This window comes from Brevibacterium litoralis, from assembly GCF_040212315.1.
GTDB classification, from domain to species: Bacteria; Actinomycetota; Actinomycetes; order Actinomycetales; family Brevibacteriaceae; genus Brevibacterium; species Brevibacterium litoralis.
In genome coordinates, this window is sequence record NZ_JBDIUY010000041.1 from 1 (window position 1) to 22,067 (window position 22,067).

The window sequence follows — 22,067 nt, forward strand, 5'->3', positions numbered from 1 at the left end:
CGGAAGTGCAGGGCGCCTCGTCGTCGGAGGACCTGGACGTGCTATGTGGTGTGGCCGCACTATTCGAGGAAATAATGCGGCCACACCACATGGCGCGTCTGAACTTCTGCGGCTCAGCGCTCCGACATCGGCACGTAGGACCGCAGGCCCGAGCCGGTGTAGATCTGGCGCGGGCGGCCGATCTTCGTCTGCGGGTCCTTGACCATCTCGCGCCACTGCGCGATCCAGCCGGGCAGGCGACCGACGGCGAAGAGCACCGTGAACATCTCGGTCGGGAAGCCCATCGCCTTGTAGATGAGGCCCGTGTAGAAGTCGACGTTCGGGTATAGCTTGCGCTCGACGAAGTAGTCGTCGGCCAGGGCGATCTCCTCGAGCTCGCGGGCGAGCTCCAGGCGCTCGTCGGCGGCACCGAGCTTGTCGAGGATGTCGTGCGCGGTCTGCTTGATGATCGACGCGCGCGGGTCGTAGTTCTTGTAGACACGGTGTCCGAAGCCCATGAGGCGGACACCGTCCTCCTTGTTCTTCACCTTGTCCATGAACTGCTGCGGCGTCATGCCCGACTCGATGAGGTTGTCGAGCATGTCGAGGACGGCGGAGTTCGCACCACCGTGCAGCGGACCGGACAGGGCGTTCACGCCGGCGGCGACCGACTGGTACAGGTTCGCCTGCGAGGAGCCCACCAGGCGCACGGTGGACGTCGAGCAGTTCTGCTCGTGGTCGGCGTGGAGGATGAGCAGCTGGTCCATGGCCTTGACGAGCAGCGGATCGAGCTCGTACTCCTCGGCCGGGAAGCCGAAGTTCAGACGCATGAAGTTCTCGACGAGACCGATCTTGTTGTCCGGGTAGACGACCGGCATGCCCGTCATCTTCCGGTGCGCCAGGGCGGCGATCATCGGCATCTTGGCGAGTAGACGGATGGTGGACATCTCGACCTGGTCGTCTTCCGAGGGGTCGAGCGAGTCCTGGTAGAACGTCGACATCGCGTTGATCGACGCGGCGATCATCGGCATGGGGTGCGCGTCGTAGGGGAACGCGTCGAAGAACCGACGCATGTCGGTCTTCACGATGGTGTGCCGGCTCAGCTTCTCCTCGAAGGCCGACAGCTGGTCCTGCGTGGGCAGTTCACCGTGGATCACCAGGTAGGCGACCTCCGTGAACGTGGACTTCTCCGTGAGCTCCTCGATCCCGTAACCGCGGTACCGGAGGATGCCCTCGTCGCCGTCGATGAAGGTGATGTCCGAGGTCGTGGATGCCGTGTTGCCGAAGCCCGGGTCGAACGTGACCTTCCCGGTGTCCTTGAGGAGGGTCTTGATCTGCAGACCTTCCGTGCCTTCCGTGGCCGGGACCGCGCCGAGGGGGACCTCGGTGCCGTCGACGCGCAGAACTGCATCCTCTGCCATGTTTACTCCTCTGCTTCGTTCCTCGGGCACAAAAAACCTGAGTGCTGATTGACAGTCGCCTCGGACTTTACCGGTAGCCCCGGAGCGATCCGAAATCGGCCGAACGGCACAGAACCCTATCGGACGCACCTGTCCGGCAGGTGACCCGGGGCACACCGGGCCCCTGCCACCGGTGAGGGACGCCGGCGTCCTCGCTGGTGACAGGGGTCGCGGGGCCTGTTCCGGGATCTCAGGCCGTGAGACGCCTAGCCGCCTCGTCGATCCGCTCGTCGCTCGCGGTCAGGGCGATCCGCACGTGACGGGCGCCGGCCTCGCCGTAGAAGATGCCGGGTCCGGCGATGATCCCGTGGTCCGCCAGGGCACCGATCGTCTCCCAGCAGTCCTCGTCGCGGGTGGCCCACAGGTAGAGTCCGGCGACCGAGTGGTCGATCCGCAGTCCGAACGACTCCACGGCCTTAGCGAGGGTCTCCCGCCGGCGCCGGTAGATCTCCTTCTGCGCCACGACGTGCGCGGTGTCGGTCAGTGCTGCGATCATCGCGGTCTGGACGGGACCGGGCACGATCATGCCGGCGTGCTTGCGCGAGGTGGTGAGATTTCCCACCAGATCGGAATCGCCCGCCACCCACGAGGCTCGGTACCCGGCGAGATTCGACTGCTTGGACAGCGAGTAGACGGAGAGCAGCCCGTCATGGGAGTCACCGGCCACCGCGGGGTCGAGGATCGAGGGCACGGCCTCCTCGCCGTCCCAGTTGAGCAATGCGTAGCACTCGTCCGAGGCCAGCACGACACCGGCCTCACGGGTCCGGGCCACCACGGCGGCGAGCTCCTCCCGGGACAGGACCGCACCGGTCGGGTTGCCCGGCGAGTTGAGCCACACGAGCCCGATCCCCTCCAGGGAGGCACCGGCGGCCATGTCCGCGGCGTCCAGACGCACGGCGTCCACTCCCGCGAGCGTCGCGCCCATCTCGTAGGTCGGGTAGGCCGCGGCCGGTGCGGCGATCCGCAGACCCCGCTGCCGCAGGCCCAGGAGCGTGGGCAGCCAGGCGACGAGCTCCTTCGACCCGACGGTCGGCAGCACCTGCGTGGCCGGGTCCACGGTGACGCCACGCCACGTGGCGTACCAGTCGGCGATCGCCTGGCGCAGTTCCGGTGTCCCGGTGGTCGTCGGGTAGCCGTGGGAGTCGGCGCCGGCGGCGAGGGCCGCCTGCACGACCTGCGGCGTCGGGTCGACCGACGTGCCGATCGACAGGTCCCCCACACCACCGGGGTGCTCGGCCGCCCGCGCACGGGAGGGGGCGAGGGCGTCCCAGGGGTAGTCGGGGAGATCTAGTCCGTAGTCGTTCACGTGCCCCACACTACGCCGGGACGACGCCGAGGCGCCCTGCACTTCTCATCGGAAGTGCAGGGCGCCTCGTGTGCGAGCACCGGGCACCAGGAACCGATCTGCGTCGGGGATCGGATCAGGGCGCCTCGGGAGCGTGGATCAGTTGTTCTGCGGCGGCAGACCCTTGATGAAGGGGTGATCGGTGCCGGTGTTGCCCATCTTGGCGGCACCACCGGGCGAACCGAGGTCGTCGAAGAACTCGACGTTCGCCTTGTAGTAGTCGTTCCACTCCTCGGGCAGGTCGTCCTCGTAGTAGATCGCCTCGACGGGGCAGACCGGTTCGCAGGCACCGCAGTCCACACACTCGTCCGGATGGATGTAGAGGGAGCGTTCACCCTCGTAGATGCAATCCACCGGGCACTCGTCGATGCAGGCCTTGTCCTTCAGGTCCACACAGGGCTGGGCGATGACGTAGGTCACGGAGTCTCCTCAGGTGACGGCGGGGAATGGGAACGGAACCGTCCGCTCGGTACGTCACCAGCCTACCCCCGACTAGAATCCACGCGTACGCAGTCGTCATCGAAGAGGTCACATGCCGTCACAGGATCCCGCGTCGTCCCCCGCCACGCAGGAGGGGGCCCCGGTCGACACTCCCCGGGTCCCCGTGGTCGGCACCCGGGTGGTCGTCCGCTACACCGAGGGCGGGACCCCGACCGACGCGCTGGGCACCGTCGTCGAGGCGGGCGCGGACACGGTCACCGTGACGACCAAGCGGGGCCCGGTGACGATCGACCTGTCGACGGTCCAGCTCGTCCACGAGCTCCCTCCGGCCCCCACGAAGGCCGGTCCCCTCCACCGGATCGTGAGCGCCGAGGACCTCCAGCGGATCGCCGCGAACACCTGGCTGCCGGCCGACACCACCTGGCTCAACGCGGACAACCTGCGGGCCGAGGCCCGGGAGGACGACCGGGACCTCGTGCAGTCGGGCTGGTTGTTGCGGGCGAACGGCGGTGTCACGCACCGGGCCAACTCCGCCCTGCCTCTCGGCGACCCGGGTATGCCCCCGCAGCAGGCCCTCGACCTCGTCACCGCCTGGTTCACCGAGCGTGGGCAGAAGCCGGCCTTCCTCGTCCACTCCGCCGCCGGGACCCAGGACCTCGCCCCGGCCTGCGCCGCCGTCGCCGGTCACTTCCGGGACGCCGGGCTCGTCCCCTCGAGGCCGACCCTCGTCCTCACCGCGGCGACCCGCGAGGTCTCCGCCGGTGCCGACCGGCCTTCCGAGGCCGCCCTTCCCGGCCTGGAGATCGTCGAGCACGAAGAACCGCACGCCCTCCACTTCGAGGCATGGGGCCACCCGGAGGGATCCGCCGGGCACGAGGGGTTCCGCACCCTCGTGACCGGCCCGGAGTCCCACCGGTTCTTCTCCGCCGTCGCCCGCCATCCCGACGGGTCGAAGACACTCGTGGGCGTCGTCCGCCTGGCGGTCTCCCAGAAGTGGGCCGTCATCTCGGATCTCGTCGTCGCCCCGGGTGTGCGCCGCCGAGGCGCCGGCCGCGCCCTCGTCCGCGCCGCGGCCGCCGGCGCCTCCGTCCGCGGGGTCCGCTCGGCCCTCGTCCAGGTCGAGGCCACCAACGAGGCGTCCCTCGGCCTCATGACCTCCCTCGGCTTCTCCGAACATCACCGCTACTGGCACGCCGTCGTGAAGGCCTGACGGCGCTCCCGCACCGTCAGGCCGGGGCGGCATCGAGCTCAGTCTTCGCAGCGGACCTCTTTCACCGGCAGGTACGTGGTCGTGAATTGGTCCTCGGCGAGCACGCTGCCGTTCCCGTGGTCCCGGATCGTCCGGTACACCGTGATCGACCACCCGTTCTCCGGCGACTGCGGGGTGCAGTCCGGACCGCTCTGTGTCTCCGAGCCCGGAGCGATGTAGCGGAACCGGTCGGAGGTCGAGGACATCACGTCCACCGTCTTCACGCCCCAGGTCCGGGCGTGCACCTGATTGCCCGACAGCCACATGTCGAGGACGATCGGGTTCTCCGAGTCGTTCGTGAACTTCAGGTCGATGGTGTGCCAGTCGAGGGTCGTCTCGCGGCCCTCCGGGTACCGGTTGATCCACCGGGAGTGGGCCCGGTGCTCGTCGAGTTGCAGACCGGCGAAGTAGGCGGCGTTGAACAGGGTGGTCGACACCTGTGACACTCCCCCGCCGTAGTCCTGGGCGTACTCCCCGTTGAGGATCACCCCGGCCCGCGCGTACCCGTTGGCCGCCGTGCGCTGTCCGAGCGTCTCGTTGAGGCTGAAGGTCTCGCCGGGCATGACGACGGTGCCGGACACGTTCTCGCTGCCGACCCGCAGGTTGGTGTCCCGCCCGGCCGTCGGGGTGTAGGGCGTGGAGAACTCGGAGACGATCTCGTCGCGGTCGATCGCCTCGGCCTCCTCGGTCGTGAGCTCCGGTTCCCAGGCGTCGAGTTCGAGCGTGAGCGCGCGGTCCTCCCCGGAGCGGCCCATCACGTCGACCACCCCGGCGGCCAGCTCCCGGGAGTCGATGGTCGCCCCGGGTGTCGCCGGGACGACCTCGGCGCTGCGGCGGTCCCCGGAGAAGGAGAATCCGGCGTCCTCCGGCTCACGGACGAGGTCCGGGTACTCCTCGACGAGCGCGATCTTGAGTTCGAGTGCGTCGACGACGGGCACGAGGTCACCGGATTCGTCGACCTCGAAGGTGAGGTGGTCGGCGAGCACGGCCGGGTCCAGCGCGGCCTGTGCACCGGCCACGTCCGCACCGGCCCCGTCCTCGCCCTCGGCCGTCGTCACCGGGATCGCCTCCGCCAGTGCCGGGGTGGCCAGATCCTCCTCGACCGCCCGCGCCTCGGCGGTCGTGACGGTCGGGACGGCGGTGTCGGCCGGGACGTGGGCGGCCTGGTCGGGGTCCGCGAGCGGCCACTCGTCGAGCAGGGACCCGCGGAGGGTGGCGGGGTCGAGCTCCAGGCCGGTCGTCGCGGGCCCCACCTGTGCGGTCCCATCCTCGATCGTGAGCCCGGCGTCCACGGGCGCGACGGCGAGATCCGCGACGGCCTGGTCGAGGGCGGGATCGAGCGCCGCGTCGTCGACCTCGAGCACGGCGGAATAGGCATGGTCACCGGTGAGCCGGTGCCAGAGATCCGCCGGCCACAGGGAGAACCCGACGGTCCGGTCGACGGTCGCCTCGACGTCGATGCCCAGGCCCACCTCCGCCGGATCGAGGGTGACGGTGGGCGGCGTCTCCGGGAGGTCGGGGTCGTCCGAGCCCGGGTCCGCCACGAGGTCGACCGGAGCCGCCGCCCGGTCGTCGACCAGGAGCGTCTCGACCGTCTGGCGGACCGCCTGCGGGTCCTGCCCGCCGATGTCGATCCCGTCGATCGTCGCGTCGGCGGGTGCGGTACCCCCGAGCAGGGCGGCTGCGCCGACATAGGCACCGGCGAGCACGACGACCCCGCCGCCGGTCCACCACAGGACTTTCCGCCGGGAGGAGCTCTTCTCCCCCGCGTTCTTCTTCGGAGCGGTCCTCTGCGGAACCGTGCTCTTCTTCGGCGCGGTCCGCCTGGATCCACTCTTCTTCGGAGCGCTCGTCTTCGACCCGGAGGTCCCCGACCGCGCCCGTGAGGACCCGGTCTTCTTCCGCGAGCTGTCGTCGCCTGCGGCCACGTGCGCCTACTCCCGCGCTCCCGGTCGTAGCGAGGGCAGCACCAGGGTGAACACGAACCCGAGGACGACGGGTGAGAACATCCACACCATGCTCCGCCACGTACCGGTCACGAGGTAGTCGGCGCCGGGCAGCAGCCAGGGTTGGCCGAGGAGGAAGGCGATCCCGGAGACGAGCGCACCTGCGATCACGACCGCCCGGGCGGACCGGTACATGGTCGCCAGGTGCCACAGCGCGGCCGCGGTCATCGCCACGGCCAGGCCCAGGCCCCAGGGCACGACGGACCCGGTGTCCCCGCGCATCCACACGGAGGCATTCATGTGCTGGAGCGAACCGAGCACGCCGACGAGGAGGACGACGAGACCCACGTGGATCCCCCCGCTGATCCCCAGCCGGGTCCGCGCGGTCTCCTGCCGGGCGCCGTCCCGGGGTGCCGTCCCGGTCTCCCCGGGCGCATCCGTGACGACAGGGCGCCCCGCTCCCGAGGCGCCCTCACGTCCGATGGCACCGCCTCCGGTGTCCGTCGCGGCGAGGGCACTCCCCACGACGGGCGCCTCGGAGGCGCCGGTCCCCGCACCGGGGGCGTCCACCGCGGGCGGGATCGCCGCGAGGACGGACCCGGCCGGCGCGTAGGACGCGGCGTCGGGACCGGGGTACCCGGCATCCGTGAAGTACTCGGTGTCGAGGATCCGCTGGCCGACCCCGTTGGACAGGGCGAAGAAGTGGCCGGAGACGGTGATCTGGGTGGCGTGGGCGGCCATCGCCAGCGACTTGGCACCCAACTGGGCGTCGACGTCCTGGGCGACGGCGAGCGGCGCGGTGGCCGCGACCGTCGGGAGCTTGTCGACCGGGTCGAAGCCCGTGAGGTCGAAGCCGGGCTGCCCCGGGTCGAAGGCCGCTCGCGCGACCTCGACCGGGGTGTCGACGTAGAGCAGACCGGGACGGAAGGACCCGTGGGCGGCCCGGTACTGGAGGGCCGCGAGCGTCGTCGCCTCGTGGACCCGGACGTGGTCCGGGTGACCGTAGCCACCGCCCTCGGCATAGGTGATGACGAGGTCGGGGTGGAGTTCCTCGAGGACCTGCCGGACGTAGCCGGCGGGCACCTCGGCGTCGACGGCGCACAGGGCGGCCGCCGGCATGTCCGAGGCGGCCCGGGCGTGCCCGTCGGGGCCCCATTCCATGCCCGAGTCCTCGAAGCGGCGGGCGTGCAGCCCACCGGTCGCTCCCCCGGCCGTTCCGTCCCCGAGGAACCGGTGATCGGTGACGCCGAGAATCTCCATCGCGCGGGCAAGTTCGCCCTCGCGATGGGCCGCCAGGGCCTCCCGGTCCCCTTCGAGGTGGGCGAGTGCCTCGCCGATCACCTCACCGCCCTCGCCGCGGGTGCAGGTGAGCAGGGTCACCCGTGCACCCGCGGAGACGAGCGCGGCCATCGTGCCACCGGTCGTGATCGTCTCGTCGTCCGGGTGGGCGTGGACGAACAGGACGTGCGGTGTCTGCCCGTCGGGGCGGGGGGATCGGGAGGAGGCGGACATGGGGTGTGGGCGACTCAGCCGTTCTGGCGACGCTTGGCGTTCGCGGCCTTGAGACGTTCCTTCGAGTCGAGGATCACCTTGCGGATGCGCACGTGACCCGGGGTCACCTCGACGCACTCGTCCTCGTTCGCGAACTCCAGGCTCTCTTCGAGGGTGAGCTTGCGCGGCGGGGTGAGGTTCTCGAAGGAGTCCGCCGAGGCCGAACGCATGTTCGTGAGCTTCTTCTCCTTCGTGATGTTGATGTCCATGTCGTCGGCGCGCGAGTTCTCACCGACGACCTGGCCCTCGTAGACCTCCGAGGTGGGCTCCACGAAGAAGGAGCCGCGCTCCTGCAGGTTGATCATCGCGTAGGGGGTGACGACGCCGGCGCGGTCGGAGACCATCGATCCGTTGGTGCGCAGCTCGATCTCACCGGCCCACGGGGTGTGTCCGGCGGAGATGGAGTTGGCGATACCGGTGCCGCGGGTCTCGGTGAGGAACCGGGTGCGGAAGCCGATGAGGCCGCGCGAGGGGACCTTGAACTCCATGCGCACCCAACCGGTGCCGTGGTTGGACATCGTCTCCATGACGCCCTTGCGGGAGGCCATGAGCTGCGTGACCGCTCCCAGGTGCTCCTCCGGCACGTCGATCGTCATGTGGTCGAGCGGCTCGTGGAGTTTGCCGTCGATGTCCTTGGTGACGACCTGCGGCTTGCCGACGGTGAGCTCGAAGCCCTCACGACGCATCTGCTCGACGAGGACCGACAGGGCGAGCTCGCCGCGGGCCTGGACCTCCCAGGCGTCGGGACGCTCGGTCGGCAGGACCTTGATGGACACGTTGCCCACGAGCTCCTGGTCGAGACGGTCCTTCACCATGCGGGCGGTGACCTTCGTGTTCTTCTCCCGGCCGGCGAGCGGCGAGGTGTTGATACCGAGCGTCATCGAGATCGCGGGGTCGTCGACGGTGATGACCGGCAGCGGCCGCGGGTCCTCCACGTCGGTGATCGTGTCACCGATCATGACGTCCGGGATCCCGGCGATCGCCACGATGTCACCGGCGGACGCGGTCTCGGCGGGCACGCGCTCGAGACCCTGGGTCTCCAACAGCTCGGTGATCTTCACCGGCTTCACGTCGCCGCCCTCGTGGATCCAGCCGACCTGCTGACCCTTCTTCAGCGTGCCGCCGAAGATGCGCAGGAGCGCCAGACGACCGAGGAACGGCGAGGCGTCGAGGTTCGTCACGTGGGCCTGGAGGACGCCGTCCTCGGTGATCTCCGGCGCCGGGATCGTCTCGAGGATCGTCTTGAACAGGGGCTCGAGTCCCTCGCTGTCGGGCACCTCGCCGTCGGCGGGCTGCGTGAGCGAGGCCTTGCCGACCTTGGCGGCGGCGAACACCGTGGGGATGTCGAGCACTGCGTCGACGTCGAGTTCCGGGATCTCCTCGGACAGGTCGGAGGCGAGGCCCATGAAGAGGTCCTCGGTGTCCTCGATGACGCCGTCGATCCGGGCGTCGGGACGGTCCGTCTTGTTGATCACGAGGATGATGGGCAGACCGGCGGCCAGTGCCTTGCGCAGCACGAAGCGGGTCTGCGGCAGCGGGCCCTCGGAGGCGTCGACGAGCAGGACGACACCGTCGACCATCGACAGGCCGCGCTCGACCTCGCCACCGAAGTCGGCGTGGCCCGGGGTGTCGATCACGTTGATGACGATGGGGCCGTCGGTCGTCGAGGGTCCGTCGTAGAGCACCGAGGTGTTCTTCGCGAGGATCGTGATGCCCTTCTCGCGCTCCAGGTCACCGGAGTCCATGACCCGGTCCTGGGCCTCCCCGTGGTCGCCGAACACGCCCGTCTGCTTGAGCATGGCGTCGACGAGGGTGGTCTTGCCGTGGTCGACGTGGGCGACGATCGCCACGTTGCGGCGATCGGCACGGCGCTGGATGTTGTCTGTCATCGGGTTCCTGTCGCGTGGAAGAAGGGGTTCCGTCCGGCTCCACCCCTCCTCGAGGCGCACCGGTACTCCGGAGATCCAGTATAGGAGGGAACCGGGGGCAACCCCATTCGGCGTGTGCGCGGTCACCCGGCGCCCAGCGACACCTTCCGCCCGGTCGGTGCGAACCGGTCGTCGGAGCGCACCGGACGCAGGTTCTCGTCGGGCAACCGCGGGGGCGACCCTGGCACCGTGCACGGCGCCGGCACTCCCGTCGGGCCCGACACGAGACGCAGGGGTGGGCGGCGCGCACCGTCCCCCGCTCCCGAGGCGCCCTGCACGGAGGCACGGGAGGTGCGGGGTGCCTCGTCCGCGGGGGTGGGAGCGGACCGGCCGGTCCCGGCGACGCGGAGGCGGGCGAGCAGGACCGGCGTGCCGAGCGCGATCCCCACCCCGAGGGCCACGACCCACCCGAGGACCGAGGCGGACGCGAGCACCGCGGTCGTCACCGGCCCCCCGGCGTCGGCGGCGAGCACGTGGCCGGCGAAAGTGACGACGACGGCCACGAGGGACAGCGTCGCGAGGACCGTCGTCGTGAGGACGGCGGCGAGGCCGCGGACGGTGACGATCCGCAGGTGCGGCGGCAGAGGTATTGGTACAGCGTGTGGCATCGGTACTGCGTGTGGGGTCGGGACAGCGGACGGGGTCGGGACGGCGTGTGGGGTCGGCGGCACGGGTGGCTCCTGGGGGACGGTCCGGCGGGTCTTGCAGACGAAACTACGTCGCCCGCCCTCCGGAGGAGAGCGGGCGACGTATCGGTCCCGGAACACGGGTGTCCGTGCAGGTCACACGGATACCGGACACGAGGTGCAGGCGTGACTCACACGTGGGTGTCCTCCGAGGTCGCGGACATGAGCGTGTCGCGGGCCTCGCGGCGACGGCGCTGTTCGGCGGGGTCCGGAACCGGCACGGCCGCGAGCAGACGCTGTGTGTAGGGGTGACGGGGCCCGGCGACGACGTCCGAGGACGGACCCACCTCGACGAGGTGCCCGTGACGCATGACGGCGATCCGGCTGGAGAGCATCTCGACGACCGCGAGGTCGTGGGAGATGAACAGGCAGGCGAAGCCGCGTTCGCGCTGGAGTTCCTGGAAGAGCTCGAGCACACGCGCCTGGACGGACACGTCGAGAGCCGAGGTCGGCTCGTCCGCGACCAGCAGCTTGGGCTGGAGGGCGAGTGCCCGGGCGATGCCGATGCGCTGACGCTGACCGCCCGAGAGCTCGTGCGGGTAACGGTTGCGCATGGACCGCGGCAGTTCCACGTCGTCGAGCAGCGACTCGACGCGCTGGGACAGTGCGGCACCCTTGAGGCCCTCGTGGAGGAACAGCGGCTCGCCGATCGACTCGCCCACCGGGAACCGGGGATTGAGCGAGGAGCCCGGGTCCTGGAAGACGATCCCCACCTGCTTGCGGTGCTCCCGCAGTTCCTTCTTCGTGAGCTTCGCGAGGTCCCTGCCGACGACCTCCATGGCGCCTTCGACGACGGGCAGCAGGCCGATGGCCGCCCGCCCGATCGTCGTCTTGCCGGAGCCGGACTCACCGACGAGGCCGACGACCTCGCCCTCACCGATCGTCAGATCGATCGAGTGGGCGGCGCGGAAGGCCTTCTTCCGCCCCTGGGCCGGGTACTCGATCGAGGCGCCGGCCAGACGGAGCGCCGGGTTCTCGGTCGATTCCGGGTCGGCACCGGGGTGGTAGATCGTCTCCGTCGACTCCAGGGAGATCGCGGCGGACCCGGCCTTCTCCCGATCACTCGCGGCCAAGGACGAAGCGACCTCCTCGAGGTCGATCCCCGAGAGCGCTCCGCCCTCGACGCCCTCACCGAGGTGGGGCACCGAGTCCAACAGCGTCTTCGTGTACTCGTGCTGCGGGGCACCGAAGATCTCCTCGGCCGTCCCGGTCTCGACGACCTGACCCTTGCGCATGACGATGATGAAGTCGGCCATGTCGGCGACCACACCCATGTCGTGCGTGATGAGGATGACGCCTGTCCCGGACTTCTCCTGCAGGCTGCGCATGAGCTTGAGGATCTCCGCCTGAACGGTGACGTCGAGGGCCGTGGTCGGCTCGTCGGCGACGAGCAGGGTCGGATTGCACGCGACCGCCTGGGCGATCATGATGCGCTGGCGCTGACCACCGGAGAGCTGGTGCGGGAAGGAGTCGAAGCGGGCCTCCGGCTCCGGGATCTCGACGAGCCGCATGAGATCGAGCGCCCGTTCCTTCGCCTCGGCCGGACCGATGTCCTCGTGGACCCGCAGGGTCTCGACGATCTGGTACCCGACGGTGTAGACGGGATTGAGCGCCGTCATCGGCTCCTGGAAGATCACCGAGATGTCGCCACCGCGGATGCGCTGCAGGTCCGCCTCGGAGGCCCCGATGAGTTCCTTGCCGTTGATCCGTGCCGAACCCGAGGCCCGGCCGTTGCGCGGCAACAGTCCGAGCAGGGACATGGACGACTGCGACTTGCCGGAGCCGGACTCACCGACGATGGCGAGCGTCTGGCCCGCCTTCACGGTGTAGTTCAGCTTCTCGGCGGCGGTGAACCACTCGCCGCCGACCCAGAAGTCGACGCCCAGGTCCTTCACCTCGAGGAGGGAGGCCGCGGAATCCTGCCCGGATCCGCCGGTGGTGCCGGTCGTGTTCTCAGGGCTCACTTGGCGGCCTCCTTCTTCTTCGCGGCGCGCTCCATCTGGCGGGCCGAGGGGATCTTCTTCTGACGCGGGTCGAAGGCGTCACGCAGACCGTCACCGATGAAGTTCACACACAGGGCGATGACGATGATGCACAGGCCCGGCCACCAGAACAGCCAGGGACGGGTCGAGAAGGCGCTCTGGTACTCGTTGATGAGCGACCCGAGCGAGACGTCCGGCGGGGTGATGCCGAAGCCCAGGAAGGACAGGGCCGTCTCGAGGACGATCGCCTGGCTCATGAGCAGCGTCGTGTTCACGATGATGACGCCGATGGCGTTGGGCATCATGTGGTTGAACATGATCCGGAAGTCGCTGGCACCCGCCACGCGGGCCGCGTCGACGAACTCACGTTCGCGCAGGGCCAGGAACTCACCGCGGACCAGACGGGCGAGACCCGTCCACAGGATGAGGCCGAGCGCCAGGCCGAGGGCGGCGCCACCGACACCGCCCACGAGCTTGCCGAGGATCGCGCCGACGACGATGGTCGGCAGGATGATGAAGCCGTCGGTCACGCGCATGAGCACGGTGTCGAGCCAGCCGCGGAAGTAGCCGGCGATCGCGCCGACGATGGCGCCGACGACGAGGGCGACACCGCCGATGATGAACATCGTCATGAGGGAGATCTGCACGCCCTTCATGACGCGGGCGAAGTTGTCACGCCCGATGTCGTCCTGTCCGAAGGGGTGGATGCCCAGGTTCGTCGGATCGGCGAGCGTCCACGTGGGCGCCCCGCCGTTCTGGACCGGGTTCGAGGCCCGGAAGTCGTGGATCCACCAGCCGGGCATCGGTCCGATGCCCTGGCTCGTCACCGCGAGGAGCGCGATGAGGGCGAGGACGGCGAGGCCACCCATGGCACCGGCGTGACGGATGAACTTCCGCCAGACGATCGTGCCCTGGGAGAGGCCCTCGACCTCCTTGTTCTCGATGGACCCGTCGGTCTCCTGGTTCTTGGTGTTCTCGGTCATCAGTCAGCCACCCGGATTCGCGGATCGAGCACGGCGTACAGGAAGTCGGCGACGAGGTTCGCCACGATGGCGAGGATGCCGGTGATGAGGATGTACGCCATGACGGGGTCGAGTTCGTTGCGGTTCATCGCGTCGATGAACATCTTGCCCATGCCGTTCCAGCCGAAGATCGTCTCCGTGATCACCGCGCCACCGATCATCGTGATGATGTCGACGGGGATGATCGAGGCCAGCGGCATGAGCGCGTTGCGGAGGGCGTGCCGCATGATAACGGTCCGCTCGCTGAGGCCCTTGGCCCGTGCCGTCCGGATGTAGTCGTGGTTCATCACCTCGAGCATCGAGCCACGCGTGTAGCGGGTGTAGGACGCGAAGGAGATGAGGATGAGCGCGATCGACGGCAGCAACAGGTGCGTGAATGTGTCGAGCTGGAGGAACCAGAAGTTGCCCTGGATGTTCGGCAGAGAGGCACCGATCGTGGCGATCGGACGGCCGTTGATGCCGGGGTAGTTCCCGTAGGCGGTCCACTCCTGGAACACGCGGTCGATGAAGACCATGAAGGAGGAGACGACGGCGACGAAGCCGGCCGTCCGGGCGTTCGCCCATTTGTCGGGTCCGCCGAAGGCCAGGCCCACGCCCATGCCCAGCGCGATCGCCACGGCGAGGAACAGGAGGACGAAGCCCCAGTTCATGATGTTCTGCAGGTACCAGAACACCCACTGCATGACGTACCACATGACGATGCCGAGCACGGCCGTCGCGAGCGCCGAGTACAGCGCCCGCCGGTTGCCCAGACCCGTCGACAGGTACGTGATGACCACCGCGGCCGCGAGGCTCACGACGGCGACACCGAGGATGCCGATCTGCGGGTTCTGGATCCAGCCGGTCGCGAGGATCCAGTAGATCACCGCGAAGGTGACGACGAAGGCGGTCCCGAAGGTGATGCCCTTCTTGCGCCATCCGCCGCCGAAGGCGAGCGTCCAGAAGATCGCGCTGAGGATCGTCACGGCGAAGATCGCCGGCCAGCCGACGCTCGGATCTCGGAGGAAGTTGTTGAACTCGATCGCACCGTACTGCTTGAGCAGCACCGCGACCCAGAAGATGGGTAGCGAGTACATGAGGAACGAGAAGAAGGTGATGAGGTAGTCGAACCCGCTGTACTGCCGGATGGCGGACACGAGACCGACGGCCATGCCGAGGAGGATGGCGATGAAGGTCGCCGCGGTGACGAGCTTGACCGTGTTGGCGATCCGGCCGGGGATCATCGAGGTGACGGCCTCGCCGCTCACCCAGGCGGTACCGAGGTCGCACTGTCCGATCACACAGCCGGCGGCACCCCCCAACCACCCGAAGTAGCGCAGGAGGACCGGGGTTTCTAGATCGAGCAGCCGGATACGGGCCTCGTAGAGGGCCTCGACGTTCGGGGAGGTCGAGGTCCGGAGGTCTTCGAAGTAGTCCATCGCGAAGTCCAACAGCATGTAGACCGCGAACGACACGACGAGGAGGACGAGGGCCGACGACAACAGCCGTCGGAGGAGGAATCTGATCATCGGGTATCCAGACTTCTCGTGAAGGGATGAGGACATGCCGCGGCGGGGTGCCCGGAGGGACACCCCGCCGTTGGCGTGTCAGGGAAGTGGTGCACGGGTCACGGTGGGGCCGGTCGAGCCGGCCCGTCACCGATCAGGCCAGCGTCCACTCCCAGTAGTTCCAGAACATCGTCGGCGACACCGTGATCGAGGACTCGCCCTCGAGACGGTCGTTCGAGATGAGGACCTCGGGGTGCTGGTAGATCGGGGTACCGAAGCCGTCGGCCTTGAGGATGGTCTCGATCTCGGTGACCAGCTCGGTCTGGGCGTCGGGATCGGTCTCGAGCATGAGCTCGTCGAGCAGACCGTCGACCTCCTCGTTGGAGTACCCACCGAAGTTGTTCTGCGCACCGCTGCGGAAGTTCGCATCGGCGTTCGTCACACCGGTGGTCGTCGACTGCCAGCCGAAGAGGGTGGCGTCGTAGGTGCCGTTACCGAGGATCGAACCCCAGTTGTCGTCACCGGAGTCGACGAACTCGAAACCGGCCTCCGTGGCGTTCTCGGAGATGAGGGCCGAGGTCTGCGCACGGCGCTCGTTCGAGGCACCGTAGAGGAAGCGGACCGGCTTGATCTCGTGGTCGGCCTTGACCTCGTCGAGGAGCTCCTTGGCGCCCTCGACGTCGAACTCCTGGTAGCCGCCGACGCCCTCGACGATCGCGTCGTAGTTGGGGGCGGTCGTCGTCGCGTAGAGCGAGTCGCGCAGGCCGGCGTCCGGGTTGATCGACTGGATGATCGTCTCGACGATCTGGTCGCGCGGGATCGTCATGAGGAAGGCCTGGCGGACCTTGTTCGCCGCCTCCTCGTCGCCGCCGTAGGACTCGGGGTCGAACGGGCCGTTGTTGTCGAAGGTGAGGTCGACGTGCTCGTAGGTGGCGCCGTCACCGGTGGAGACGGTCACGCCCTCGATCGCCTCGGCGGCGGTGCGGACGTCGGCGGTGGCCTGCGGCTGGGTGATGTCCACCTCGCCGTTCTCCACGGCCTGGACCATGGCCATCGGGTCCTCGTTGTACCGGAAGGTGACGGTCTCGATGCTCGGCTGCGTCGGGCCGGTGTAGTTCTCGTCCAGCTGGAGGGTCAGGTCCTGTCCCTCGTTGAAGGAGGTCATCGCGTAGGGACCGTTGTGGACGAGGACGTCCGGGTCGTCCGGGAACGACGTGAAGTCGAAGCCGGTGTTGTAGACGTTCGAGAGCTGCGAGAGCGCCTCGGTGTCCTCGTTCTCGATGGCGTCGAGGACGGCCTGCTTCGCGGCCTCCCCGTCCTCCTCGCCGAGGGCCTTCTTGGCGACGATGTGCGCGGGCACGCCCACGCCGTCGGCACCGAAGCCCAGAGCGGTCCGCCAGTCGGCGAAGGGCTCGGAGTAGGTGAAGGTGACCTCGGAGCGGTCCTCGGAGATCTCCGGGAAGTCCTTGATGAGCGAGGCGCCGAGACCCGAGGAATCGAAGTAGACGGTCGACTCGTCGTTCTCCTGCAGTTCACCGCTGTCGTCGGTGTTCGACTCGACGGTGTTGAAGTTCTGCGAGATCGAGGCCCACTGGAAGACGAGGTCGGCGGCGTCGACGGGGGTGCCGTCGGACCAGGTCGCGGTGTCGGCGAAGGTGTACTTCACCTGCAGCGGATCCTCGGAGACGAGCTCGACCTCACCGAGGGCACCCTGCTGCACCTCGAGGTTGTCGTCGTAGTAGCCGAAGTTCTCGTTCATCATGTAGGTGATGTTCGAGTTCGCCACGGCGTTGCCGTTCGAGGTCTGGGTGTTCATCGAGCGGAACGGCTCGTTCCACCCGACGTAGAGGGTGCTCGCGCCGCTCGACTCGCCTCCGGTGGCTTCACCGGACGTCTCGTCGCCGGACCCGGGAGGGGTGCAGGCGGACAGGACCAGCGCGGCGGCGGCGATACCCGCGCCCGCGGCCAGATAGGTCTTCTTCACAGTTGCTCCTGTTCGTGGTTCCGGCCCGTCCCGTGGGGTGGGTGCGGATCCGGGAAGTGCTTGAGCTCGCACCCGACACCGTGGTGCGGGCGTCACCGGAGTGTCGCCCGGAGTTCACCCCGATATCGTGTGGAGAACAGCGGACACCTTACGTTTTCAGATGTGTCCGGTGTCTCGCTCAGTGGACTGTGACACAACTTTGTTACCGATTCGATATGACGGCATGAAGCAGGCCACATGAACATTCACGCCTTCCGCGAGAACTCGCGGACGGGCACTGGTGCCGCATCCATCACATCATGCGAGGGTGACTTGTGCCACATCCGCAGGCCGCGTGTCGCCCGTGGCAGACTGGACGGCCATGAGCGACTCCCCCGCGGACCCCACGCCGGACCCGGACCCGGCGCCCCGCCCCACTCGTACCCTGCGCGCCTGGAGCGCCTGGTGGATCACCGGCGCGGTGTTCCTCGCCTGCGCGCTCGGCATCGGCAGCCTGGTCCTCGAGGGGACGCCGCTCGCGGCCTTCGCCTGGACCGGCCTGCTCGCTCTCGTCGCCGCCGTCACCTGGGTCCTCTACGGGAATCCCTGTGTACGACTGCACCCCGGCGGGGCCACCGTGGTGAACCCCGTGCGCACCTCTCAGGTGCCGTGGAGCACCGTCGAGGCGGTCGAACTGCGCCTGGGCGTCACCCTCGAACTCGTCGAGTCCGCCCGGTCCGAGGGCCGCACCCGCATGGCCCTCTGGGCACTGCCGACGAAGGGTCGCCGCGTCCGGCGGGACACGACGACCCGCGGCCGGGTCGAGCAGGGCCACCCGGAGGTCGTCGAGGAGCTCGTCGAGGCGTTCCGGGCCTCGCGTGACTCCACAGGATCCGATGAACCTTCTACCGACGGTACCGGGCACCGGGAAACCATCACCCCTGAGATCACCCACCGATGGAACGTCCGGGAGATCGTGATCCTCGTGATCGCGGGCGTCTGGGCACTGGCGGGAATGGTCCTCACCCAGCTCTGACCGGACCCCGATACCGACCGGAGCCGGAGCTCCGACCGGATTCGGGGCCCCGACCCGGCCCGCGACGGTGAGTCGCACTCACGCGCCCTCGACCTCACTGCCCCTTGACATTCACGATCTGCCGGAAGCGGTGGACGACCCGGACCAGGTCCTCGGCGTCGGCCATGACGGTGTCGATGTCCTTGTAGGCCGCCGGGATCTCGTCGACGAAGGCCGCGGAGTCCCGGAACTCGATCCCGCCCATGGAGGCCCGCAGGTCCTCGACGGTGTACGCCTTCCGTGCCGCCGTCCGGGAGAGCACCCGGCCGGCCCCGTGGGGTGCGGAGCTCAGAGCCCGAGGGTCTCCCCGCCCCGCGACGACGTAGGAAGCGGTCCCCATGGATCCGGGGATCAGGCCGAGCTGCCCCTCACGCGCCTCGATCGCGCCCTTCCGGGACACCCACAGGTCCCGTCCGAAGTGCCGTTCCTTCTGCGTGAAGTTGTGGTGGCAGTTCACGCGGGTCTCCTCGATCAGGTCCTCGTCGAGATGGCGGGCCAACGCCATGAGCGTCCGGTCCATCATCTCCTCGCGGTTGAGCAGGGCGAACTCCTGCGCCCACCCGAGCTCGGCGACGTACCGCTCGAACTCCTCGGTGCCCTCCACGAGGTAGGCGAGGTCCCGGTGCGGCAGGTCGATCCAGTACCTCTCGGCCACGCCCCGGGCCACGCGGATGTGCCGCTGGGCGATCTTGTTGCCGATCCCGCGGGACCCGGAGTGGAGGAAGGCCCACACCCGGTCCTCCTCGTCGGCGACGACCTCGATGAAGTGGTTGCCACCACCGAGGGACCCGAGCTGGAACTCCCAGTGCCGCGCGTACCCCTCGGGGTCACCGCCGAACCGCGCACGGACCTCCCGGTCCCAGCGTTCGCGCAGGCGCTCCAGGCGCGGTTCCGCGGTCCGCTGGATCTTCCGGTTGTACTTCCCCGGGGACAGCGGCACCCGCCGTTCGATGCTCTCCCGCAGCTCGCCGAGGCGCCCTGCCCTCCGCAGATCCTCCGCGGTCCACTGCGTCCGGACCGCGATCATCCCGCAGCCCAGGTCGACCCCGACAGCCGCCGGCACGAGGGCCCGGTCGGTGGGGATCACCGAGCCGACGGTCGCCCCCGTGCCGAGGTGTGCGTCCGGCATGAGGGCCACGTGCGGGTACACGAAGGACAGCCGGGAGGTCGTGATCGCCTGCTCCCGCGTCGCCTCGTCGAGCACGGACGCCCAGTTGAGCAGGGTGCCCGTGAGGGTCTCGACCGTCATGGTTCTCGTCCTTCGGGAGCGGCTGCCGGCATGATCATGGTTCTCCTCCTGCATCTCGTCAGGTATGTCATTCATCTGCTGATCCGAGAACTCCCGGATCACTGGTCCCGAATTCCTGCACCCATGTCCTCCGGATCCGGGAATTCTGTTTTTCGGTACGTTTCGGTCACCTGTGTCGATCTCTCGGTAAAAGTCCGAAAAATCATCGTCACAGGTGTGCGGAAACGGTGGCGTACACGAAAAAACCGCCCCACCCGGGACGGGTGGTGGCGGCCGGCCCTCGCGTGGGACGCGGGGCGTGAACGGTGCGGCAGGACTCCTAGATCGCCGGGTGGCGAGTGTGGAGTCCCGGCACCGGGACACCCCGGACACGAGGACGGGCCGAGCGACGCAGAAGCGACTGCGTCGGGAGCAGTTGCTGATCCTGCAGCTGCGATGGCTGCAGGTTCGACCGGTACTTCAGTTTCGATCGGTACTGCATGGGCGACAGAATGTGATCGGTTCGCACGGCACACCCTCCTCTCGGGATGTCGATATTCATCGGGACCTTTCAATGGTGCACCGCGCCGGACGAGAAGTCAAAGCATTTCTCGTCCGGCGCGGAATGTCGGTGCGGATGCTCCGTGCGGAATTCACATGTCGGATACCGGAACGACCGGCCGATCTGTGGCTCACCAACCGCGGGCGCGCCACTCGGACAGGTGCGGGCGCTCGGTGCCGATCGTCGTCGGGGCGCCGTGGCCGGGGAACACCCGGGTGGCGTCGTCGAGGACCGGGAAGACCCGGGACTCCAGGTCGTCCATGAGGGAGACGAAGTCCTCCGGGTTCCACGTCTTGCCCGGTCCGCCGGGGAACAGGCTGTCGCCGCTGAACAGGATCTCCTCTCCCCCGCTGTCGCGCAGCAGATAGGCGATCGATCCGGGGGTGTGCCCACGCAGACCGATGCACTCCAGGGTGATCCCCGCATGGGTGAGCGTGTCCCCGTGCGCGACGGTCTCGGTGATCGCGGTCCCGCCCTCCTGGTCGGCGATCGCCTCCGCGTCGTCCGCACCCGCGACGGTCCGGGCACCGTACTCCTGTGCGATCTCCCCCAGCGCCCGGACGTGGTCCCAGTGCTGGTGTGTGGTGAGGACTGCGGCGACCGCGGGCGCCTCGAGCGGGCCGTCACCCACCCCGACCCCGACGAGGTCCCGGATGGCCGGGGCGTCCGCCGCGGCGTCGATGATCAGCTGCTCCCCCGTGCCGCGGGCGGTGAGCAGGTAGACGTTGTTCTCCATGTCGGACACGGAGATCGCGCGGATCACGACGTCCGCGAGTTCGAGGGTCTTCATGGGTACTCCTCCTGACTGGTGGGATTGGGGTCGGCCGGGACAGGACGGGGCTCACCGGGAGCCATTCACCACTTCCCGCGGGTGTACTGCGGCGGGTAGGGCACCTCGCGCCATCCGAGTCCGAGCTCGTGGGCGGCCCGCTGCGGCCAGGACGGTTCGCGCAGGGCTGCACGGGCGAGCAGGACGACGTCGGCGTCGCCGGTCACGAGGACACTCTCGGCCTGGGCGGGCTCGGTGATGAGACCGACGGCGCCGGTCGTCACCCCGGCCCCGGCGATCTCGGCGGCCAGCGGCACCTGGTAGGCGGGGCCGACGGGGATCTCGGCCGGCACGTTGCCGCCGGAGGAGACGTCGACGAGGTCGACGCCGGCCTCCTGCAGGCGGACGGCCACCTCGGTCGCCTCGGCGACGTCGAATCCTCCCTCGACCCACTCCGAGGCGGAGATCCGCACGAGCACCGGGCGGTCCTCGGGGAACTGCGCGCGGACCGCCTCGTACACCTCGAAGAGCAGACGGGAACGTCCGTCGAGGTCCCCGCCGTACTCGTCGGTGCGGAGATTGGACAACGGGGAGAGGAACTCGTGGATGAGATAACCGTGGGCGGCGTGGATCTCGACGGTGTCGAAGCCGACCTCCGCCGCCCGGCCGGCGGCCTCGCCGAAGGCCCGGACGACCGCGGCGATGTCGTCGTGGGTCATCTCCTGCGGGGTCGCGAGCCCCGGGAAGGGTTCCGCGCTCGGGCCGACGGGCTGCCAGCCGCCGTCCGCGGGTCCGGCCACACCACTCGGCTCGCCCGCGAAGGGCCGGTGGGTGCTCGCCTTGCGCCCGGCGTGAGCGAGCTGCGGGCCGATCGCCGCACCCTGGGAATGGGCGAAGTCGACCACGCGCTTCCAGGCCCGGGCCTGCTCGTCGTTCCACAGTCCGGCGTCCTGCGGCGAGATCCGGCCCTCCGGGAGCACCGCGGCCGCCTCGGTGAGCACGAGACCGAACCCTCCCTGGGCCCGGGCCCCGAGGTGCACGAGGTGCCAGTCCGTGGGCACCCCGTCCTGTGCCTCGCAGGAGTACTGGCACATGGCGGCCAGCCACGCACGGTTGCGGACGGTGAGACCACGGAGGGTGATCGGCTCGAACAGCTTGGGAGTCACGGCGGGGTGGGCCTTTCGGTCGGGGATCCGGGTGTGGGCGGTCGCGTCACACAGCGGGGACACGGCCACCCTATTCCCCTCCCCCGACCGCCGAACAGACCCGGCGGACGCACTCGGACGGGCCCGCCGACACCACCCGACGAACCTCCGCCTGATGCGCTATTCATATGCTGTCACTATGAATCCACCCGGCATGGGTATTTCCTCCCTCCCGCTCACCGGCCTGGC

The 22,067-nt window shown here is 69.0% G+C and carries 16 protein-coding genes; 2 read left to right on the forward strand and 14 right to left on the reverse strand.

Going from position 1 to position 22,067, the window contains the following annotated elements; genetic code table 11:
- Positions 1-113: 113 nt before the first annotated feature.
- The 3 genes from AAD496_RS13700 to fdxA all read right to left on the reverse strand — a co-directional run bounded on the left by AAD496_RS13700 (position 114) and on the right by fdxA (position 3,204).
- Positions 114-1,400 carry a citrate synthase gene (locus AAD496_RS13700; protein WP_349829388.1) on the reverse strand — a complete coding sequence of 429 codons (1,287 nt, stop codon included), beginning with the start codon at positions 1,398-1,400 and terminating at the stop codon, positions 114-116.
- A gap of 229 nt (positions 1,401-1,629) precedes the next feature.
- Positions 1,630-2,745, reverse strand: coding sequence for a succinyldiaminopimelate transaminase (gene dapC / locus AAD496_RS13705; RefSeq protein ID WP_349829389.1), 1,116 nt, complete (start codon positions 2,743-2,745; stop codon positions 1,630-1,632).
- Between the two features lie 138 nt (positions 2,746-2,883).
- A complete protein-coding gene (fdxA, locus tag AAD496_RS13710; protein WP_349829390.1) occupies positions 2,884-3,204 on the reverse strand; it encodes a ferredoxin in 321 nt (106 codons plus the stop codon).
- 112 nt (positions 3,205-3,316) lie between these two features.
- Between fdxA and AAD496_RS13715 the strand changes: the two genes are divergently transcribed.
- The gene (locus AAD496_RS13715) at positions 3,317-4,435 is read left to right on the forward strand and encodes a GNAT family N-acetyltransferase (RefSeq protein WP_349829392.1); all 1,119 of its coding nucleotides are present in this window, start codon (positions 3,317-3,319) and stop codon (positions 4,433-4,435) included.
- Positions 4,436-4,473: 38 nt separating this feature from the next.
- Here the strand turns inward: AAD496_RS13715 and AAD496_RS13720 are convergent, their stop codons facing one another.
- The 8 genes from AAD496_RS13720 to AAD496_RS13755 all read right to left on the reverse strand — a co-directional run bounded on the left by AAD496_RS13720 (position 4,474) and on the right by AAD496_RS13755 (position 17,060).
- Positions 4,474-6,402 carry a VanW family protein gene (locus AAD496_RS13720; protein WP_349829393.1) on the reverse strand — a complete coding sequence of 643 codons (1,929 nt, stop codon included), beginning with the start codon at positions 6,400-6,402 and terminating at the stop codon, positions 4,474-4,476.
- A gap of 6 nt (positions 6,403-6,408) precedes the next feature.
- Positions 6,409-7,932 carry a PIG-L family deacetylase gene (locus AAD496_RS13725; RefSeq protein ID WP_349829394.1) on the reverse strand — a complete coding sequence of 508 codons (1,524 nt, stop codon included), beginning with the start codon at positions 7,930-7,932 and terminating at the stop codon, positions 6,409-6,411.
- Between the two features lie 14 nt (positions 7,933-7,946).
- Positions 7,947-9,860 carry a translational GTPase TypA gene (gene typA, locus AAD496_RS13730; RefSeq protein ID WP_349829396.1) on the reverse strand — a complete coding sequence of 638 codons (1,914 nt, stop codon included), beginning with the start codon at positions 9,858-9,860 and terminating at the stop codon, positions 7,947-7,949.
- Between the two features lie 122 nt (positions 9,861-9,982).
- Complete coding sequence (locus AAD496_RS13735) at positions 9,983-10,507, reverse strand: hypothetical protein (RefSeq protein ID WP_349829397.1); 525 nt, start codon at positions 10,505-10,507, stop codon at positions 9,983-9,985.
- 209 nt (positions 10,508-10,716) lie between these two features.
- Positions 10,717-12,549: an ABC transporter ATP-binding protein gene (locus tag AAD496_RS13740; RefSeq protein ID WP_349829398.1), complete on the reverse strand. Its 1,833-nt coding sequence runs from the start codon at positions 12,547-12,549 to the stop codon at positions 10,717-10,719.
- Positions 12,546-13,550, reverse strand: coding sequence for an ABC transporter permease (locus tag AAD496_RS13745; RefSeq protein ID WP_349829400.1), 1,005 nt, complete (start codon positions 13,548-13,550; stop codon positions 12,546-12,548). Before AAD496_RS13745 ends, AAD496_RS13740 begins: the two co-directional genes overlap by 4 nt.
- Positions 13,550-15,097 (reverse strand): ABC transporter permease, encoded by a 1,548-nt coding sequence (locus AAD496_RS13750; RefSeq protein ID WP_349829401.1) that lies wholly within the window; start codon positions 15,095-15,097, stop codon positions 13,550-13,552. The genes AAD496_RS13745 and AAD496_RS13750 overlap by 1 nt, the downstream gene beginning before the upstream one ends.
- Before the next feature lie 133 nt (positions 15,098-15,230).
- Complete coding sequence (locus AAD496_RS13755) at positions 15,231-17,060, reverse strand: ABC transporter family substrate-binding protein (protein ID WP_349829403.1); 1,830 nt, start codon at positions 17,058-17,060, stop codon at positions 15,231-15,233.
- A gap of 361 nt (positions 17,061-17,421) precedes the next feature.
- Between AAD496_RS13755 and AAD496_RS13760 the strand changes: the two genes are divergently transcribed.
- Positions 17,422-18,075 carry a hypothetical protein gene (locus AAD496_RS13760; protein ID WP_349829405.1) on the forward strand — a complete coding sequence of 218 codons (654 nt, stop codon included), beginning with the start codon at positions 17,422-17,424 and terminating at the stop codon, positions 18,073-18,075.
- Between the two features lie 94 nt (positions 18,076-18,169).
- Here the strand turns inward: AAD496_RS13760 and AAD496_RS13765 are convergent, their stop codons facing one another.
- The 3 genes from AAD496_RS13765 to AAD496_RS13775 form a co-directional block, all read right to left on the reverse strand.
- On the reverse strand, positions 18,170-19,363 hold the full coding sequence (locus AAD496_RS13765) for an RtcB family protein (protein ID WP_349829407.1): 1,194 nt from the start codon (positions 19,361-19,363) through the stop codon (positions 18,170-18,172).
- Positions 19,364-20,034: 671 nt separating this feature from the next.
- The gene (locus AAD496_RS13770; protein WP_349829409.1) at positions 20,035-20,694 is read right to left on the reverse strand and encodes an MBL fold metallo-hydrolase; all 660 of its coding nucleotides are present in this window, start codon (positions 20,692-20,694) and stop codon (positions 20,035-20,037) included.
- 65 nt (positions 20,695-20,759) lie between these two features.
- Positions 20,760-21,839, reverse strand: coding sequence for an NADH:flavin oxidoreductase/NADH oxidase (locus AAD496_RS13775; protein ID WP_349829410.1), 1,080 nt, complete (start codon positions 21,837-21,839; stop codon positions 20,760-20,762).
- Between the last annotated feature and the right edge of the window lie 228 nt (positions 21,840-22,067).